We start from the raw sequence: 13,978 nt of genomic DNA, 5'->3' as shown, positions 1-13,978 counted from the left end.
CTTTGTCCGAGTGGCGATGGCACCGGTGTTCGCCACTGATGTGTAGGCCCGAGCAGCTTTGGGAGCACCCGTGACCGACGATGGCCGCCTGGTTGCCGGCCGCTACCGACTGGGCCGGCGCATCGGCAGCGGCGCGATGGGCATCGTCTGGCAGGCCCACGACGAGCGCCTGCACCGGACCGTCGCGGTGAAGCAGCTGCTGCTCCAGCCGGGCCTCGCCGAGTCGGACACGGACGAGGCCAAGCGCCGCGCCATGCGCGAGGGCCGGATCGCCGCGCGCCTCCAGCACCCGCACGCGATCGCCGTGTACGACGTGGCGGAGGACGACGGCCAGCCGTGGCTGGTGATGGAGTACCTGCCGTCGCGCAGCCTGTCCACGGTGTTGGCCGAGCGCGGCACGCTGCCGCCCCGCGAGGTCGCCTCGATCGGCTCGCAGGTGGCCAGCGCGCTGGCCGCCGCGCACAACGCGGGCATCGTGCACCGGGACATCAAGCCGGGCAACGTGCTGCTGGGCAACGACGGCACGGTCAAGATCACCGACTTCGGCATCTCCCGCGCGACCGGCGACGTCACGGTCACCGCCACCGGCATGCTCGCGGGCACCCCCGCCTACCTGGCGCCCGAGGTCGCGAAGGGCTACGACCCGGGTCCGCCGTCGGACGTGTTCTCGCTGGGTTCGACGCTGTACGCGGCGGTCGAGGGCATGCCGCCGTTCGGCCTGAACGAGAACACCATCGCGCTGCTGCACCAGGTCGCCTCGGGCAAGGTCACGCCGCCCAAGCAGGCCGGTCCGCTGACCGCGCTGCTGATGCGCCTGCTGCGCGCCGAGCCGGAGGACCGGCCGACGATGGCCGAGGCGAAGGAGGCACTGGCCGCCGTCGCCGCGGGCCACGCCGCGCCGGAGTTCCCGGTGCCGCTGCCGCAGTCGCACCCGCCGTCGTGGCAGGGTGCGCCGGTGCAGGCCCCCGCCGCACCCACCAGAGCGCTGACCCCCCAGACACCCGCACCCCAGACACCCGCACCGCAGGCCACCCGCGTGGCACCGGCGGTGCAGGTCCCGCAGACCCCGCCGCGCCCGGCCGCCGCCGTGCCACCGCAGGTCCGCCCGGCCGCCGCGCCACCCCGCAACCGCCCGGCGGGCCGCGGCCCGATCGGACGGGGCTCGATCGGCACCAAGCGGTCGACCGTGGTGACGGCGCTGGCGATCGTCGGCGCGGCCGTGGTGGGCATCCTGCTGGCGAGCATGCTCTCCGGCGGTGGCGGCACCGAGGGCCAGGCCGGCGGGACGACCTCGACCACGCAGGTCGCGGGCGGCGGCGAGCCGTCGGCGTCCACGTCGAAGAAGCCGGTGTCCCCGCCGACGAAGATCACCACCGACCCCACCAGCGCCCAGATGGAGCAGACCATCCGGGACTACTACGCGCTGCTGCCCGGCCACGTGGACGAGGGCTTCGGCCGGCTCACGCCCGAGATGCAGGGCGCGCTGGGCGGCCCCACCGGCTACAAGAACTACTGGGACGGCGTGAAGAAGGTCGAGCTGACCAACGTCCGGGAGAACTCGCCGTACGCCTACGAGGTGGAGCTGTCCATCACCAGGAAGGACAACTCGGTCACGCAGGAGCGGAAGCTGATCGTCCTGCAGTGGACCCAGGAGTCCCTGTTCCTGTCCAAGGAGCAGAACCTCGGGCAGTGACCCGGCGGACGCCCACGGCTCAGGCCACGGCCGCCTTCAGCGCGTCCACCAGGGTCTGCACGGCGGGTGAGCCGAGGGCGTCCTCGCGGATCGCGGCGTGGATCGAGCGCACCGGCTCGGGGTGGCGCAGCCTGCGGACCACCACGCCGGGGTGGACCACGCCCAACCCCAGCTTGGGCACGATCGTCACGCCCAGCCCGGCGGCCACGAAGCCCTGCGCGGTCGGGTAGTCGTCGGACTCCAGCACGAAGTTCGGCGCGAACCCCGCCCCGGCGCACGCGTTCAGCACGATGTCCCGGCACGGCCCCGGCGGGTTGACCGCGTCCACCCACGGCTCCTCGGCCAGGTCGGACAGGTCCAGCACGCGCTTGCGGGCCAGGTCGTGGCCGCGCGGCAGGACCGCCAGGTACGGGTCGTCCAGCAGGTGCTCGAACCGGACGCCGCGCGGTGGTTCGGCGACGCGGGGGAAGACGGTCAGCGCCACGTCCGCGCGGCCGGCCGCGATCTCCAGCATCGGGTCGTCGGGCTCGGTCAGCTTGAGGTCGAGCTGCACGTCGGCGTGCCGCTCCTTGAACGCGGCCACGGCCGGGGGCACGAGGGCCGCGCCGGCGGTGGCGAAGTAGCGGACCCGCAGCCGCCCGGTGCGCCCGGCGCGCAGGTCGGCGAGGGCCGCCTCGGCCTCCACCAGGCGGTCGGTGATGTGAGCCGCGTGCTCGGTCAGCATCCGGCCCGCGGGGGTGGGGCGGACGCCCCGGCCGACGCGGTCCAGCAGCGGCAGGCCGGCCTGCTTCTCCAGGGCCGCGACCTGCTGGGAGATCGCCGAGGGGGTGTAGCCGAGGTTGACCGCGGCGGCCGTGATGGACCCGGTGGTCACCACGGCGCGGAGCACCTGCATGCGTCGCACGTCCAGCATGACCCCAGCGTATAGCTCTCCTTAAAGGTCGTGCAGTTCTATTCACTTGTCCTGATGCTTCGCAAGGCGCACGATGTCCCGGTGAACAAGCCCGGCACGCTGGTCAGGATGGGTGTCCTCGCGCTCTTCTGGGGCTCCAGCTTCCTCTGGATCAAGATCGCGCTCACCGGGTTGTCCCCGGTCCAGATCGCCCTCGGGCGGACCGTGCTGGGCGCGGTCGTCGTCGCCGGCCTGCTCTACGCGGGCGGTCAGCGGCTGCCGCGCACGCGGGCCGTGTGGGGGCACCTCGCGGTCGCGGCCGTGTTCGGCAACGTCGTGCCGTTCGTGCTGTTCGCGGTGGGCGAGAAGACCGTGGACTCCGGTGTCGCGGGCGTGCTCAACGCCACCACCCCGCTGTGGGCGCTGGCCATCGGCCTGTCGTTCGGCTTCGAGAAGCAGCGCAACGCGGCCCGGCTGGTCGGGCTCGTGCTGGGCTTCGCGGGCACGCTGCTGATCTTCGCGCCGTGGGAGAAGGCCGGGCTGGCGAGCTGGGGCGCGCTGGCGTGCCTCGCGGCGGCGGCCTCCTACGCGGTGGCTTACACCTACGTCGGCCGGACGGTGTCCGGGACCGGGCTGTCGTCCATGCAGATCTCCGCCACGCAGCTGGTGCTGGCCAGTGGCCTGACCGCGCTGGTGGTGCCGGTCGGCGGGCTCCAGGAGCCGCACCTGTCGTGGCAGGCGGTCGGCGCGGTGGCGATCCTGGGCGTGTTCGGCACCGGGCTCGCGTTCATCATCAACTACCGGATCGTGGAGGACGAGGGCCCCACGAACGCCACGACGGTCGGCTACCTGCTGCCGGTCGTGTCGGTGCTGCTCGGCGCGGCGTTCCTCGGCGAGGGGATCAACGTCCGGGTCGTGCTCGGCATGGTCGTGGTGCTGGTGGGTGTCGGACTGACCCGCAAGCAGCCCGCGACGGCGATCGTCCCCGCCGAACCGGAGCCCGTGACTACGCTCAAGTGATCCGCTATAACGCTCGGTTACTCGCTGGTACGGCCAGTTGAGACGGGCGATGTGGGCAAACGGGTGGACCTGAGACGCAGGTCTCCCCCGATCGCGTGGTGTTCACGCGAACCGCGTCCTGATTCACCTTCCCGGACGTCTCCTCTCCTGAGAGGGTCGAACGCCAGAAGGGAACCCCAAGGACATGAGCGCCGAGAGCATCACCACCACGACGACGTTCCACCTGCTGGTCCCCGGCGTCGCGCCGGCCCCGGTGGAAGCCGAACTGCACTACGAACCGGAGGACCCGTACGCGGTCGCCGTCCTGTTCCACACCGGACAGGGCAAGGTCGAGTGGATCTTCGCCCGCGACCTGCTGGCCGACGGCCTGCTGACCGCGTCGGGCGAGGGCGACATCCTGGTCCGCCCGGCCGCCGACGACCCGGAGCGGGTCCTGCTGGAGCTGAACGCGCCGACCGGGTTCGCGATCCTGTCCGCCCAGGCCGAGGACATCGCCGAGTTCCTGGACCTCACCTACGACGTGGTCCAGCCCGGCGAGGAGGACCTGTGGATCGACTTCGACCGCGAACTGGCCAAGCTCGTCTCCACGAACTGAAGACCGGTCGCTACCCTCCTCCCGTGCACAAGTCCGGGTCGACGGTCGGCGGCCGGTACGCGCTGGCCGAGCGGGTCGGCAGCGGCGCCATGGGCGTCGTCTGGCGGGCGCACGACGCGCTGCTGGACCGCGAGGTGGCCGTCAAGCAGCTCCGCTGGCCCGACCTGAGCCCCGACGAGGCTCGGGTGGCCGGCGCGAGGGCGCTGCGCGAGGCCCGCAACGCGGCCCGGCTGCACCACCCGAACGCCGTCGCGGTGTTCGACGTGGTGGTGGAGGACGACCGGCCGTGGCTGGTCATGGAGTACGTCCCCGCGCGCAGCCTGGCCGAACTGCTGGCCGACCACGGCCCCCTGGACCACGCGGAGACCGCCCGCATCGGCGGCCACGTGGCCTCGGCCCTGGCAGCGGCGCACGCGGCGGGCATCGTCCACCGCGACGTGAAACCGTCCAACGTCCTCATCGGCCACGACGGCGTGGTGAAGCTGACCGACTTCGGCATCTCCCGCGCCGCCAACGACGGCACCCTCACCGACAGCGGCATGATCACCGGCACCCCCGCGTACCTGGCCCCCGAGGTGGCGCGCGGCGACCAGCCCGGGACAGCCGCGGACGTCTTCTCCCTCGGCGCGACCCTGTACGCGGCCTCCGAGGGCCGACCACCGTACGGTTCGAGCGACAACAGCCTCGGCCTGCTCTACAAGGCGGCCAACGGCGACATCACCCCACCGACCCCCGGCAAGCTGTCCGGCGTGCTGACCAGGCTGCTGGCCGTGGACCCCGCCGAACGCCCCTCCGCGTCCGACACCGTGGACCTGCTGGCCAACCCCCCGGCGGACCGCCCCCGCCCAGGCTGGATGGCCCCCGCCATCGCCGCCACGATCCTGGTCCTGGCCGCCGGCGCCATCGCCGCGGCCTCCCTGACCAGCCCCACGGCAACCTCCCCACCGGCGCAGACCGACGCCCAACTCGCCGCCCCGGCGTTCAGCGAGTCGGACGTGGAGGACTTCGTCCGCGACCACTACGCCCTGGTCACCAACGACCCGCTCGCGGCATGGGAGAACCTGTCCCCGGACTTCCGCCCGATCATGACGGAGTACACGCGCTTCTGGAGCCAGTACGACACCGTGCGGGTGGGGGACGTCTTCGTCAACAAGGACGGCGAACACTTCACGGCAGAGGTGCAGCTCACCTTCGTGCAGGACGGCGCGGAAACCGCGGAGACGTACCAGTTGCGCCTGCACACGATCGACGGCCACCTAGAAATCGTCGCGTCCGAACGAATCGCCTAACCCCGCGCGCGCGAAGCGCGAGTGCGGGCTACAGAGCCCACAGGAAGGGCCTCGGTTTCTTTCCCCGTCCGGCCTGGGCGCAGCCCAACCGCGCTTGGCCCGTTTGTGCAACCAGCTTTTCCGGTTGCTCAAACGGGCCAAGTGTGGTTGCCTCCGGCAGGCCGGACGGGGAAAGAAACCGACGCCCTTCCACCCCCGGGGGCCTGCCCAGCGGCGAGCGTCCGCTTTTCGCTTTTGGCTTTCGCTCTTGATCTTACGAGCACGCCGGCGCGCCCTCTCGAACCGCTTGCGCTAAACCAGCCGACGGTCGGAAGCCCACCGCGAAAGCTCGTACCGGTTCGACAGCTGGGTCTTGCGGAGCACGCTGGACACATGCGTCTCCACCGTCTTCACCGAGATGAACAGCTCCGACGCGATTTCCTTGTACGCGTACCCGCGCGCCAACAACCGCAGCACGTCCCGTTCCCGGGGCGTCAACAAGTCCAGCTCCGGGTCGCTGATCGGCGCCGCCCCCGGCCGGTCGGCGAACGCGTCCAGCACGAAGCCCGCCAATCGGGGGCTGAACACCGCATCGCCCTCCGAGACCCGCACCACCGCGCGGACCAACTCCTGGCTGGAGATCGTCTTGGTCACGTAACCCCGGGCACCGGCCCGGATCACGGCGATGACGTCCTCCGCCGCGTCCGACACCGACAGCGCCAGGAAGACCACCTCGGGCAGGGAAGTCCTGACCTGCCTCAGCACCTCCGCGCCGCCGCCGTCGGGCATGTGCACGTCCAAGAGCACCACGTCCGGCCGCACGTGGTTGATGCCCACCACCGCCTCGGCGACGGAGCCCGCCTCGCCCACGACGTCGACCTCGTCGGTGATCGAGTCCAGTTCGGCGCGCACCCCGGCGCGGAACAGCGCGTGGTCGTCCACGAGGAAGACCCGCACCGGCGTTTCCCGGCCTGTCACGTCCGCACCCCTCCTACTTCCCCGAACCGATCTTCCCCGAACCGTTCCCGGACCTCGGCATGTGCAGCGGCATGTACAGCTGCACTTCCGTCCCCTCGCCGGGGGTGGTGCGCAGCCGGACTTCGCCGCCGTGCCGGTCCATCCTCCCCCGGATCGAGTCCGCGAGGCCATGCCGGTCCTCGGGAACGGTGTCCGGGTCGAAGCCCTTGCCGCGGTCGCGCACGAAGACTGTCACCCGTTCGGGTTCTACTTCACCGTAGACGCTGATCTCGGCGACGCCCGCGTGCTTGGCCGCGTTGACCATCGCCTCGCGGGCCGCCTGGACGAGGGCCAGCAGGTTCGGGTCCAGCTCGCAGTCGCCGACGACGACCTGCTGGACGGTCAGCGCGAAGTGGTCCTCCACCTCGCCCGACGCCTTGGCGATCGCGGCGGACAGGGTGGTGGGCTGGTTGTTGTCCTCGACGTTGCGGCCGTAGAGCCACTCGCGCAACTGCCGTTCCTGGCCCCGGGCCAGGCGCTTGACCTCGCGCGGGTTCTCGGACTGCTTCTGGATCAGCGCAAGCGTTTGCAGCACGGAGTCGTGCAGGTGGGCGGCGATCTCGGCGCGTTCCTCGGTCCGGATGCGGACCCGGCGCTCCTCGCCCAGGTCGTTGATGAGCTTGATCCACAGCGGCACCGTGAGCACCGCCACGCCGCCCAGGGTCGCGACCACGGCCAGCAGCGCGAAGCGGAGCTGGTCGATGCCGTAGCTGTTGACCAGCAGCACGCCGATGCCGATGGCGACCAGCGCGACACCCGCGAGGATGCGCCACAGCGCCGACCGTCCGCTGCCCAGCAGGCCGGACTTCGCACCGTCGCGCCAACGCCGCCGCTGCGCCTCGTCGGCCTCCCGCCACACCACGGCCGCGCCGACCAGGGCCACCGCGAGCGGTCCGACGATCCAGCCGCTGACCGGGCCCGCCAGCAACCCGCTGAACACGGCGGCGCCGATGCCCAGGGCGACCAGGCCCAGCGCCTGCTGGCGCTCCTTGGAGGACCCCGAGGCCCGCTCCGGCTCGGCGGCGTCGCGCTGCGGCACGAACAGCCACAGCAAGCCGTACGCGACGATGCCGACGCCGTTGAGCGCGGTCAGCGCCGCGAACACCGCGCGCACCCAGAACACGTCCACGCCGAGGTGGTCGGCCACGCCCCCGGCCACGCCCGCCACGACCCGGCCGCCACGCCTGCGGCGCACGGGTTCCGGGTAGCGGGTCTGCCTGGCCGCGGCCGGTTGCCTGTCCACGGTCTCCACCACCTGCGAGGTCACACCACCGATCGTCACACGAGCGGTGTTCGGATTCATCAGGGTTCCACCCGATGCCGTTTTCAGGGTGGGTCCCCGATGTGCATGGTGCCCGTCGACGGCGATGCTCGTCATCGTGAGCGGGAACCTGAGCGCAGCCGGCGTCGAAGAGACGCTGAAGGACTTCTGGGTCAGCAGGCCCAGGCGGCCGCACGCCGGACGCAAGATCGCCGGCGTCGCCGCCGGTATCGCCGAGCGGTACCAGATCGACCCGGTGATCGTCCGGGTGGCGTTCGTGGCCATGGCGCTGTGCAACGGCGCCGGGGTGCTGGTCTACCTGCTGGGCTGGCTGTTCCTGCCCCAGGAGGACGACGAGGTGTCGGCCGCGGAGTCGCTGGTCGGCCGGGGCCGCAGCGCGACCCCCGCGCCACTGACCGTGCTGCTGGGCCTGGCCGTGCTGCCGGCGTCCGGCCTGTTCGTGGACGGCGGCTTCACCATGGTCGGCGGGCTCCTGCTGTCCGTCGGCGCCATCTACGCGCTGCACCGCGGCCGCGGCGCGCTGAACCGTCCCGCCCCGAGCCCCGAGGTGAGCCCCGTGGACACCGCAGACGCCCCGACCACCCGCGTGACCCCGCCCGCCTGGGACCCGCTGGGCGCCGCGCCGTTCGCGTGGGACCTGCCCGAGCCGACCCCGACGACCCCGCCGGTGCCGGTCGTCCCGACCCGCCCGCGGCGGCGCAAGTCCCGCGTGGCCGGTGCGACGTTCGGGTTGGCGCTGGTCGTGTTGGCCGGGGCGGTCGTGGCGTCGGGGTACAGCGACTGGTTCACCGCGCCGCACGTGATCGGCCTGGTCGTGGCGACGCTGGGGCTCGGCATGGTGGTCGGCGCGTTCCGCGGCGGCGGCAAGGGCCTGATCGCGCTGGTCGTGCCGCTGAGCGTGGCCGGGGTCGTGATGACCACCGTGAGCTTCAACGACTGGGGCGACTCCGACCGGTACGGCGACGTGTCGCAGCGGCCGACTTCCATCGCGGACGTGCGGGAGCAGTACGACACGAACGCCGGCACGGTCGACCTGGACCTGACCGGGCTGCCCTCGTCGGGCGCGGTGCGCACGAAGGTCGAGGTGGGGCTGGGCGAGGCGCGGGTCATCGTGCCGCCGAACGCGGACGTGGTGGCGACCTGCCGCGCCGACTTCGGCTCGGTGGACTGCCTGGACAAGAGGTCGGACGGCAAGGGGCCCGACGAGCGGGTCAGGGACAACGGGCCCGACGGCGAGGGCGGGCTGAAGATCGAGCTCGACCTCCGGGCCGGCATGGGAGAGGTGGTGGTGAGCCGTGGCTGACCAGGAACTGCAAGAAAAGCGCGGGTTCGACGTCGTGGGTCTGGTGTTCGGGGTCGCGGCCCTGGTCGCCGCCGCCTACATGCTGTCCGACGGGGCGGCGTGGCCGGACTTCCTGGACCTGCGCTGGGCGTTGGCGGGCGGCGCGATGGTGATCGGCCTGGGGTTGCTCGCGAGTTCCGCCCGGCGTCGCTGACGCCCGGAACGAGCCCGCCGGGCGCTGGAAAGCCCGCGACGAGCCCGCCGCCGCTGAAGCCGGAAACGAGCAGGGGCCGCTCCTCACGACGAGGAGCGGCCCCTTCTCACGTCCGTGGGATCACTCCCACTCGATGGTGCCCGGCGGCTTGCTCGTCACGTCGAGCACGACCCGGTTGACCTCCGCCACCTCGTTGGTGATCCGGGTCGAGATGCGTTCCAGCACGTCGTAGGGCAGGCGGGTCCAGTCGGCGGTCATCGCGTCCTCGGAGGACACCGGCCGCAGCACCACCGGGTGGCCGTAGGTCCGGCCGTCGCCCTGCACGCCGACGCTGCGCACGTCGGCCAACAGCACGACCGGGCACTGCCAGATCGTGCGGTCCAGGCCGGCCGAGGTCAGCTCCTCGCGGGCGATCGCGTCGGCCTTGCGCAGGATGTCCAGGCGCTCGCCGGTCACCTCGCCGATGATCCGGATGCCCAGCCCCGGGCCGGGGAACGGCTGCCGCTGCACGATGGTCTCCGGCAGGCCCAGCTCCGTGCCGACCCGGCGCACCTCGTCCTTGAACAGCGCGCGCAGCGGCTCGACCAGGGTGAACTGGAGGTCGTCGGGCAGGCCGCCGACGTTGTGGTGGCTCTTGATGTTCGCGGTGCCCGCGCCGCCGCCGGACTCGACCACGTCCGGGTACAGGGTGCCCTGCACGAGGAACCGGTAGTCCCCCTCGGCCTTCAGGTCCCGCTCGGCCTGCTCGAACACGCGGATGAACTCGCGGCCGATGATCTTGCGCTTCTCCTCCGGGTCCGTGACGCCCTTCAGCGCGCCCAGGAACCGGTCGCGCGCGTCCACGGTGACCAGGTTCACGCCGGTGGCGGCCACGTAGTCCCGCTCCACCTGCGCCCGCTCACCGGCCCGCAGCAGGCCGTGGTCGACGAACACGCAGGTCAGCCGGTCACCGATGGCCCGCTGCACCAGCGCCGCGGCGACGGCGGAGTCCACGCCGCCGGACAGGCCGCAGATCGCCTTGCCGTCGCCGATCTGCTCGCGGATGCGCGCCACCTGCTCGTCCACGATCGACGACGTCGTCCACTGCGGCCGGATGCCCGCGATCTCGTGCAGGAACCGCCGCAGCACCTCCTGGCCGTGCGGCGAGTGCCCCACTTCCGGGTGGTACTGCACGCCCGCGAACTTGCGCTCCCGGTCCTCGAACGCGGCCACCGGGGCACCGTCGCTGGACGCGGTCACGGTGAAGCCCTCGGGGGCCTGGGTGACGCAGTCGCCGTGGCTCATCCACACCGGGTGGCTGCCGGGCAGCTCCTCGTGCAGCAGGCCGCCGTTCGCCTGGACGTCCAGCTCGGTGCGCCCGTACTCGCGGGTGCCGGTGTGCTCGACGGTGCCGCCCAGCGCGCCCGCCATGGCCTGGAAGCCGTAGCAGATGCCGAACACCGGCACGCCCACCTCGAACAGCTTCGGGTCCACCTGCGGCGCGCCCGGCTCGTAGACGCTGGACGGACCGCCGGAGAGCACGATCGCCGCCGGGTCCTTCTCCAGCAGCTCGGCCACGCTCGCGGTGTGCGGCACGACCTCGGAGTACACCTGTGCTTCGCGCACGCGACGGGCGATCAGCTGCGCGTACTGCGCGCCGAAGTCGACGACCAAGACGGGGCGGCTGCTGGTATCGGACACGGCTGACATCGTCTCAGACCTGCACCGGATGCTCAGAACGGCCTAGGTTGTGCCTCATGGACGCGTTCACCCCGCAGCCCCGGCCCTGCTGGATCGCCGGACGCCCGGAGCAGGGCACGGGGGCCATCACCGTCAGCCACCCCTACGACGGCACGGAGGTCGCGTCGGTCGCCGTACCCGGCCCCGACCAGGTGGAACGTGCGGTGGCCGCGGCGGCGGCCGTGAGCAGGGAGTTCCGCCGCACCCCCGCGCACGTGCGCGCCAAAGCCCTGCTGCACGTCTCGCAGACCCTGGCCGAGCGGGCCGAGGAGATCGCCGAGACCATCACCGCCGAGAACGGCAAGCCGCTCAAGTGGGCGAACATCGAGGTCCAGCGGGCGGTCAACACGTTCCGGTTCGCGGCCGAGGAAGCCCGCCGGTTCACCGGCGACCTCCAACGCCTGGACACCGACGCCAACGGCGAGGGCCGCCTGGCCGTGGTCCGGCGCGTGCCGCGCGGTCCGGTGCTGGCGGTGGCCCCGTTCAACTTCCCGCTCAACCTGGTCGCCCACAAGGTCGCCCCGGCCCTGGCCGTGGGCGCTCCCGTGATCGTGAAGCCCGCCTCCGCGACCCCGCTGTCCGCGTTGCTGCTGGGCGAGATCCTGGCCGAGGCGGACCTGCCCGAGGGCGCGTTCTCCGTGCTGCCGGTGCGCGGCGCGGACATGAAGACGCTGGTCACCGACGAGCGGCTGCCGGTGATCTCGTTCACCGGCTCGACGTCGGTGGGCTGGTCCCTGACCGACAGCGCGCCCCGCAAGCACGTGCTGATGGAGCTGGGGTCGAACAGCGCCGCCATCGTGTTCCCGGACTGGGCGGACCTGGACTGGGCGGCCTCCCGCATCGCGACCTTCGGCAACTACCAGGCCGGGCAGTCGTGCATCGCCGTCCAGCGGGTCCTGGTGCACCGGGCCGTGGCGGAGGAGTTCGTGCCGCTGCTGGTCGAGAAGGTGCGTGGGCTGAAGACCGGCGACCCGCACGACCCGGAGGTCGAGGTCGGCCCCCTGATCGACGAGGACAACGCGCGCCGGGTCGAGGAGTGGGTGGCGGAGGCGGTCTCCGGCGGGGCGACCCTGCACGTCGGCGGCGGTCGGCGGGGAACGTCCATCGAGCCGGCGGTGCTCACGGACGTGCCGGCGGACGCGCGGCTGTGGCACCAGGAGGTGTTCGGGCCCGTGCTGGCGGTGTCCATGGTGTCGTCGGTGGAGGAGGCGTTCGAGCAGGCCAACGCGACCGAGTACGGGTTGCAGGCGGGCGTGTTCACGCGGGACGTCAGGGTCGCGTTCGAGGCGGCGGCGGAGCTGGAGGTCGGCGGCGTGATCATCGGGGACGTGCCGTCGTACCGGGCCGACCAGATGCCTTACGGCGGGGTGAAGGGGTCGGGCACCGGGCGGGAGGGGGTGCGGTCGGCGATGGAGGACTTCACCGAGGAACGCACCATGGTCCTCACCGGCATCAGCCTCTGACCACCGCGGGACCCCGGGCCGGTCAGTCCTGGACGCCGGCGCCCTTGGCCAGCATGAGCAGGGCGTCGACCAGGCTGTCCGTCCCGGAGCCCGTGGCCAGCGCGCGCAGCTTCATCCCCATCACCAGCCCGACGACCGCGCCCGCGACCTTCTCGGCGTTCGGCACGCCCAAGCCCGTCAGCACGGTCGCCGCCAGCTTGTCGTAGGCGGCGAAGCACTCGGCGGCCGAGTCCTGGAGCTCCGGGTCCCGGCCGGCGTGCAGGTACAGCTCGTAGGGCGCGATGCGCTCGCTGTTGTCCGGGATGGTGCTGGCGATCTTGCCGACCAGCTCGACGACCTGCTCCAGGCTCACGCACTCGCCGTTGGTCTGCTGCTGCGCCAGTTCGCCGAAGTGCCGGGTCTCGCCGGTGACGAAGGTCAGCAGGCTTTCGCGCAGCAGGTCCTGCTGGGTGGCGAAGTGGTAGGTCACCGAGCCCAGGGACACGCCGGCCTCCTGGGCGATGCGGCGGTTGGTGACGCCCGCCACGCCGTCGTCGCCGATGATCCGCAGCACCGCACTGATGATCCGCTGCCGGGTCTCGGCGGGTCTGGTCATGACCCCATCTTCCCGCACCGGCGAGGCTCGACGGTCGTCGCCGCGTGCTTTTTCCGATACTGTTCGTTCGAACGAACAGTATCGGACGGGGAGGCCTGCGGATGCACGTCGAATCAAGCACGGTGCTGGTGACCGGTGCGACCGGCGGCTTGGGGCACGCCATCGCGCGTGGACTGGCCGCGCGAGGGGCGAAGCTCGTGCTGACGGGCCGCAAGGAAGCCGAGTTGAAGGCCCTGGCCGCCGAGGTCGGGGGCCGGGCGCTGGTGGCGGACCTCGCCGACGGGGCCGGGGTGCGGAAGCTGGTCGAGGAGGTCGGCGAGGTGGACGTGCTGGTCGCGAACGCCGCACTGCCCGCCAGCGGCAAGCTCACCGACTTCAGCACCGACGAGGTGCGGCGGGCGTTGAGCGTGAACCTCGACGCGCCGATCGCCCTCACGCACGCGCTGCTGCCCGGCATGGTCGAGCGGCGGCGGGGGCACGTCGTGCTCATCGGGTCGGTGGCGGGCAAGGTGTCCATGCCGTTCGCCTCGCTCTACAACGCCACCAAGTTCGGGCTGCGCGGCTTCGCGCTGGGGGTTCGGCAGGACCTGGCGGGCACGGGCGTCGGCGTGTCGGTGGTGCAGCCCGGGATGGTCCGGGACGCGGGGATGTTCGCCGACACCGGGGCCAAGCCGCCGGCGGGGATGCGGACGGTGTCGCCCCGGCAGGTCGCCGACGCCGTGGTCGAGGCGGTCGAGAAGAACCGGGCCGAGATCACCGTGGCGCCGGTCGAACTGCGGGTGGTGAGCACGCTCGGCAGCGCGTTCCCCGGCTTCGTGGAGGCCTTCCTGCGGCGGTCCCGCTCGGACGACCTCATGGCGGAGATGGCCGAGTCGAACAAGGCGAAGCGCTGATGGCCGCGCCGGTGGTCGTGGACGGGAGTGCGGCACTGATGGCCG

At 72.2% G+C, this 13,978-nt stretch carries 13 protein-coding genes; 8 read left to right on the top strand and 5 right to left on the bottom strand.

The window, feature by feature from the left end:
* Nucleotides 1–70 precede the first annotated feature (70 nt).
* Nucleotides 71–1,693: a serine/threonine-protein kinase gene (locus DFJ66_RS27195; protein WP_121225071.1), complete on the top strand. Its 1,623-nt coding sequence runs from the start codon at nucleotides 71–73 to the stop codon at nucleotides 1,691–1,693.
* A 19-nt stretch (nucleotides 1,694–1,712) separates the two neighbouring features.
* On the opposite strand, the gene DFJ66_RS27190 is transcribed toward DFJ66_RS27195, so the two are convergent.
* The gene (locus DFJ66_RS27190; protein ID WP_121225069.1) at nucleotides 1,713–2,606 is read right to left on the bottom strand and encodes a LysR family transcriptional regulator; all 894 of its coding nucleotides are present in this window, start codon (nucleotides 2,604–2,606) and stop codon (nucleotides 1,713–1,715) included.
* A 54-nt stretch (nucleotides 2,607–2,660) separates the two neighbouring features.
* On the opposite strand from DFJ66_RS27190, the gene DFJ66_RS27185 reads away from it, so the two are divergent.
* The 3 genes from DFJ66_RS27185 (at nucleotide 2,661) to DFJ66_RS27175 (ending at nucleotide 5,489) form a co-directional block, all read left to right on the top strand.
* Nucleotides 2,661–3,605, top strand: a complete 945-nt coding sequence (locus DFJ66_RS27185) for a DMT family transporter (protein WP_246029923.1) — start codon at nucleotides 2,661–2,663, stop codon at nucleotides 3,603–3,605.
* A 184-nt stretch (nucleotides 3,606–3,789) separates the two neighbouring features.
* Nucleotides 3,790–4,200, top strand: coding sequence for an SsgA family sporulation/cell division regulator (locus tag DFJ66_RS27180; protein ID WP_121225067.1), 411 nt, complete (start codon nucleotides 3,790–3,792; stop codon nucleotides 4,198–4,200).
* A gap of 23 nt (nucleotides 4,201–4,223) precedes the next feature.
* Complete coding sequence (locus tag DFJ66_RS27175) at nucleotides 4,224–5,489, top strand: serine/threonine-protein kinase (protein WP_246029922.1); 1,266 nt, start codon at nucleotides 4,224–4,226, stop codon at nucleotides 5,487–5,489.
* Between the two features lie 291 nt (nucleotides 5,490–5,780).
* On the opposite strand, the gene DFJ66_RS27170 is transcribed toward DFJ66_RS27175, so the two are convergent.
* Complete coding sequence (locus DFJ66_RS27170; RefSeq protein ID WP_121225065.1) at nucleotides 5,781–6,446, bottom strand: response regulator; 666 nt, start codon at nucleotides 6,444–6,446, stop codon at nucleotides 5,781–5,783.
* A 13-nt stretch (nucleotides 6,447–6,459) separates the two neighbouring features.
* Nucleotides 6,460–7,788 (bottom strand): ATP-binding protein, encoded by a 1,329-nt coding sequence (locus DFJ66_RS27165; RefSeq protein ID WP_121225063.1) that lies wholly within the window; start codon nucleotides 7,786–7,788, stop codon nucleotides 6,460–6,462.
* A 76-nt stretch (nucleotides 7,789–7,864) separates the two neighbouring features.
* On the opposite strand from DFJ66_RS27165, the gene DFJ66_RS27160 reads away from it, so the two are divergent.
* Nucleotides 7,865–9,070: a PspC domain-containing protein gene (locus DFJ66_RS27160; protein ID WP_342776978.1), complete on the top strand. Its 1,206-nt coding sequence runs from the start codon at nucleotides 7,865–7,867 to the stop codon at nucleotides 9,068–9,070.
* Nucleotides 9,063–9,263 carry a hypothetical protein gene (locus tag DFJ66_RS27155; RefSeq protein ID WP_121225059.1) on the top strand — a complete coding sequence of 67 codons (201 nt, stop codon included), beginning with the start codon at nucleotides 9,063–9,065 and terminating at the stop codon, nucleotides 9,261–9,263. Before DFJ66_RS27160 ends, DFJ66_RS27155 begins: the two co-directional genes overlap by 8 nt.
* Nucleotides 9,264–9,383: 120 nt before the next feature.
* Here DFJ66_RS27155 and guaA read toward each other — a convergent pair whose 3' ends face one another.
* Nucleotides 9,384–10,952 carry a glutamine-hydrolyzing GMP synthase gene (guaA, locus tag DFJ66_RS27150; RefSeq protein WP_121225057.1) on the bottom strand — a complete coding sequence of 523 codons (1,569 nt, stop codon included), beginning with the start codon at nucleotides 10,950–10,952 and terminating at the stop codon, nucleotides 9,384–9,386.
* A 47-nt stretch (nucleotides 10,953–10,999) separates the two neighbouring features.
* On the opposite strand from guaA, the gene DFJ66_RS27145 reads away from it, so the two are divergent.
* Complete coding sequence (locus DFJ66_RS27145) at nucleotides 11,000–12,445, top strand: aldehyde dehydrogenase family protein (protein ID WP_121225055.1); 1,446 nt, start codon at nucleotides 11,000–11,002, stop codon at nucleotides 12,443–12,445.
* Nucleotides 12,446–12,467: 22 nt separating this feature from the next.
* Here DFJ66_RS27145 and DFJ66_RS27140 read toward each other — a convergent pair whose 3' ends face one another.
* Complete coding sequence (locus DFJ66_RS27140) at nucleotides 12,468–13,040, bottom strand: TetR/AcrR family transcriptional regulator (RefSeq protein ID WP_121225053.1); 573 nt, start codon at nucleotides 13,038–13,040, stop codon at nucleotides 12,468–12,470.
* A gap of 101 nt (nucleotides 13,041–13,141) precedes the next feature.
* On the opposite strand from DFJ66_RS27140, the gene DFJ66_RS27135 reads away from it, so the two are divergent.
* A complete protein-coding gene (locus DFJ66_RS27135; RefSeq protein ID WP_121225051.1) occupies nucleotides 13,142–13,933 on the top strand; it encodes an SDR family NAD(P)-dependent oxidoreductase in 792 nt (263 codons plus the stop codon).
* Nucleotides 13,934–13,978 lie beyond the last annotated feature (45 nt).

It is taken from the genome of Saccharothrix variisporea, from assembly GCF_003634995.1.
Taxonomy (GTDB): domain Bacteria; phylum Actinomycetota; class Actinomycetes; order Mycobacteriales; family Pseudonocardiaceae; genus Actinosynnema; species Actinosynnema variisporeum.
The sequence above is the reverse complement of the archived record's forward strand: the minus strand, read 5'-3'. Positions and strand labels throughout refer to the sequence as shown.

Bases quoted from the DNA above. Each gene is read 5' to 3' on its own strand.
- DFJ66_RS27190 (WP_121225069.1), bottom strand. From the start codon at position 2,606: ATGCTGGACGTGCGACGCATGCAGGTGCTCCGCGCCGTGGTGACCACC.
- guaA (WP_121225057.1), bottom strand. From the start codon at position 10,952: ATGTCAGCCGTGTCCGATACCAGCAGCCGCCCCGTCTTGGTCGTCGAC.
- DFJ66_RS27140 (WP_121225053.1), bottom strand. From the start codon at position 13,040: ATGACCAGACCCGCCGAGACCCGGCAGCGGATCATCAGTGCGGTGCTG.
- DFJ66_RS27165 (WP_121225063.1), bottom strand. From the start codon at position 7,788: ATGAATCCGAACACCGCTCGTGTGACGATCGGTGGTGTGACCTCGCAG.
- DFJ66_RS27135 (WP_121225051.1), top strand. From the start codon at position 13,142: ATGCACGTCGAATCAAGCACGGTGCTGGTGACCGGTGCGACCGGCGGC.
- DFJ66_RS27180 (WP_121225067.1), top strand. From the start codon at position 3,790: ATGAGCGCCGAGAGCATCACCACCACGACGACGTTCCACCTGCTGGTC.
- DFJ66_RS27145 (WP_121225055.1), top strand. From the start codon at position 11,000: ATGGACGCGTTCACCCCGCAGCCCCGGCCCTGCTGGATCGCCGGACGC.
- DFJ66_RS27185 (WP_246029923.1), top strand. From the start codon at position 2,661: ATGCTTCGCAAGGCGCACGATGTCCCGGTGAACAAGCCCGGCACGCTG.